We start from the raw sequence: 3,342 nt of genomic DNA on the forward strand, positions 1-3,342 counted from the left end.
CAATAATCCCAACCCCCCAACTTTTGATAACACTATTGCGCCCCTGGACTATGCAGGTTATGAATTAGAACGAATCGCCAGTATTTTTTTCAATCTGAATTCAGCCGAAACCAATCCGGAAATACAGAAGCTCGCCCAGGAAATCTCCCCTATGCTGGCGGCATTTGCCAATGACATCACGCTGAATGAGCCCCTGTTTAAAAGGGTGCAGACGGTTTATGAAACCATAGAAAACACAGCGCTCAATGAGGAGGAACAAATGTTGCTCAGCAAGAAGTACCGGAATTTTCAGCGCAATGGGGCCCTTTTGTCCGATGCAGACAAAGAAAAACTACGCGAGATCGATAAAGCGCTTTCAAAACTCAAACTCACTTTTGGGGAACACGTCCTCGCAGAAACGCAAAAGTTCAAACTGCACCTGACCGATCCCGACGATCTTTCGGGGCTTCCGGAATCCGCCCGTGAAGGGGCCCGATCGCTGGCCGAGGGGGAAGGCCTGGAAGGTTGGCTTTTCACCCTTGATTATCCGAGCTACTTGCCCTTTATGAAATATGCCGACAAGCGCGAATTGCGTAAAAAAATGGCCATAGCCTTTGGCAGTCGGGCATTCCACAGTGATGACCTGGATAACCGGGAAGTACTCAAAGAGATAGCCTCCCTGAGATTCCAGCGCGCCCGGTTACTGGGATATAAGAATCACGCCGAATTCGTGCTGGAAGAACGCATGGCCAAGACCCCGGACGCCGTACAGGAGTTTCTGGAGGATCTCCTTGCAAAAGCCCTGCCTGCCGCGCAGCGGGAAACACAGGATTTAAAGGATTACGCCTTAAAAACCGATAGCGTTGAAACCTTTCAAAAATGGGATAGCAGCTTCTACTCTGAAAAGCTGAAAAAGGAAACTTTTGATCTGGACGAGTCTGAGCTTAAACCGTATTTTGAACTCAGTAGTGTACTTGAGGGAATGTTCCGGATTGCAGGGGATTTATTCGGTCTCCATTTTGAAGAAGACCCTGCCATTGAGACCTATCACGAAGAAGTCACAGGGTTCAGGGTTCGCGATGCAAGGGACAATTTTATAGCTGTATTCTATGCCGATTTCCATCCGAGGCCGGGCAAAAGGGCCGGTGCCTGGATGACCTCCTATAAACCTCAGTTTCGAAAGGAAGGTAAAAACGAAAGACCCCATATTTCCATTGTCTGTAATTTTACCCGGCCCACTAAAACCACCCCGTCACTGCTTACTTTTAACGAAGTGACAACCTTGTTTCACGAATTCGGGCACGCCCTGCACGGCATGCTTGCAGACAGTACCTATCCGAGCCTGTCGGGCACTTCGGTGTATTGGGATTTTGTGGAGCTCCCCAGCCAGATGATGGAAAACTGGTGCTATGAACCCGAGGCGCTGGCCCTTTTTGCCAAACACTACCAAACGGGTGAAGTAATCCCGGAAAATCTCGTTGAGCGCATTCGGGCGAGTGCTAATTTTCTGGAAGGGATCGCCACAGTCCGCCAACTTAGTTTCGGAAAGCTGGATATGGCCTGGCACAGTGGGGACCCTTCAGCTGTGGGCGATGTAAAAGCATTCGAAACCGCAGCTTTCGCAGAGACAAGGCTCCTTCCGGAGCACCCCGAAACCTGCATGAGTACTTCTTTTTCACATATTTTTCAAGGGGGGTATTCCGCGGGTTACTATAGCTATAAATGGGCCGAAGTACTGGATGCCGATGCGTTCTCGTATTTCCGTGAAAAAGGAATTTTCAACAAAGAAGTGGCCGGTAAATTCAAGGAGAATATCCTCTCCAAAGGAGGTACTGAAGATCCTATGGATTTATACGTCAGGTTCCGCGGCCGCAAACCCGATCCCCAGGCCCTGCTGGAACGGGCAGGCCTGGCCGATGCCAAATCCTGAGCCCTGTTACAGGAAGCCCCCGGAGTACTATTGCTTTTCAGCGGTAATGACATCCCAACCCCCGGTAAGGTCCACGACCCGGTATCCCAGAGAATCCAGGACATCAGCCGCCATGGCACTGCGCCCACCTTTTTTGCAATAGAGGTAAACTTTTCCTCCTTTGGGAATGGTATCCCAGGAGTCGATGAAGTCTTCAGACATCCAATCGATATTGACCGCACCATCAAAGTGTCCTTCTGCATATTCGCCAGGGGTACGCACATCGATGAGGAGGTCGTTAGGCCCGAGCACTTCATTTGAAAAATCCGCGATGGGCATTTGGCGTTTCTCCTGACAGGAAAACAGCAGAAATGCCAGCACAAATAGAAATCCAATTTTTTTCACAACATCATATCTTAGAGGCTTAAATATAAATCTATTCTTTAAAAATCCGTTATTTTAACGACGTGGATTCTAAAGGGAAACAAACGACATTAAATCCGGAAGCCTGGGTAGATCGCTACGCCGACTACCTTTATAACTACGCGATTTCGAGGGTGGGCGATGAGGATATCGCAAAAGACATCCTTCAGGATACCTTTGTCGCTGCCCTGCAGGCCTCGAAAAGTTTTAAGGGCAATGCAGCGGAAAGAACCTGGTTGGTGGCCATCCTCAAACATAAGATCATCGACCATTACCGGAGATCAAACAGCCAAAAGGCCAAAGCTGAAGTCCCTTTGAGTTCGGAATTTGATCCCAGTGGTGAGGGTAACCTCCTCCAAAGGCAAATTGCGGATCCGGAGAGTGTCCGGGAAAATGACTCCATGGAGAATTCGGAACTGGGTTTGGCTATTGAAAATTGCCTTTCCCAAATACCCCAAAATCACGCCCGGGCTTTTTCTTTAAAGACCATAGAGCACTGGGCAACCGAAGATATTTGTAAAGAATTGAATATTTCACCGTCTAATTTGTGGGTGATGGTTCACAGGGCGCGAACTGCTCTGATGGAATGCCTCAATACACAGTGGTTTAAAAATACCTGAGATGATTTCATGTGACAAAGCCGCAGTAATATGCAGTAAAACACAGTACCGGGAAGCGGGTTTCCGGGAGCGATTCCAGCTTTGGATGCATCTGTTTATCTGTAAATCCTGTGCTTCCTTTTCCAGGAAAAACCGGCAACTTTCGGACCTGTGCGATCAGGCCGATATCAAGACACTCTCAGCCGAGGAAAAATCAAGGTTGAAATTGCGACTTCACCCCGACCTGTCCGAAGAGGCTTAATTCCGGAACCACAGGAGGAGTGCCAGGGCAAGGAGGGGAATGCCCTCTACCCAAAACGCCGCGTAATACCTGTGTTGCTTTTCACCAGCGAAGGTTATGGAAAGCCCCATCAAAAGACCCACAACCGTCTTTACCTCGTACTCTCCCGCGGCCATGGTATCTTTCATGCC

At 49.0% G+C, this 3,342-nt stretch carries 4 protein-coding genes; 3 read left to right on the forward strand and 1 reads right to left on the reverse strand.

What is annotated here, in order from left to right; all coding sequences use genetic code 11:
- The coding region (locus WBV75_RS12395) for a M3 family metallopeptidase (RefSeq protein WP_424120902.1) at positions 1 to 1,909 on the forward strand (1,909 nt) is incomplete at its 5' end.
- A 27-nt stretch (positions 1,910 to 1,936) separates the two neighbouring features.
- Here WBV75_RS12395 and WBV75_RS12400 read toward each other — a convergent pair.
- Positions 1,937 to 2,293: a rhodanese-like domain-containing protein gene (locus tag WBV75_RS12400; protein WP_424120903.1), complete on the reverse strand. Its 357-nt coding sequence runs from the start codon at positions 2,291 to 2,293 to the stop codon at positions 1,937 to 1,939.
- A 62-nt stretch (positions 2,294 to 2,355) separates the two neighbouring features.
- Between WBV75_RS12400 and WBV75_RS12405 the strand changes: the two genes are divergently transcribed.
- Together WBV75_RS12405 and WBV75_RS12410 are read left to right on the forward strand one after the other, a co-directional pair.
- Positions 2,356 to 2,931 (forward strand): sigma-70 family RNA polymerase sigma factor, encoded by a 576-nt coding sequence (locus tag WBV75_RS12405; RefSeq protein ID WP_424120904.1) that lies wholly within the window; start codon positions 2,356 to 2,358, stop codon positions 2,929 to 2,931.
- A 1-nt stretch (position 2,932) separates the two neighbouring features.
- On the forward strand, positions 2,933 to 3,172 hold the full coding sequence (locus WBV75_RS12410; RefSeq protein ID WP_424120905.1) for a hypothetical protein: 240 nt from the start codon (positions 2,933 to 2,935) through the stop codon (positions 3,170 to 3,172).
- Positions 3,173 to 3,342: the final 170 nt, after the last annotated feature.

The sequence above is a fragment of the Robiginitalea sp. genome (assembly GCF_049588695.1).
Lineage (GTDB): Bacteria > Bacteroidota > Bacteroidia > Flavobacteriales > Flavobacteriaceae > Robiginitalea.

Coding starts and splice junctions, on each gene's coding strand:
- WBV75_RS12410 (WP_424120905.1), top strand. CDS start 2,933: ATGATTTCATGTGACAAAGCCGCAGTAATATGCAGTAAAACACAGTAC.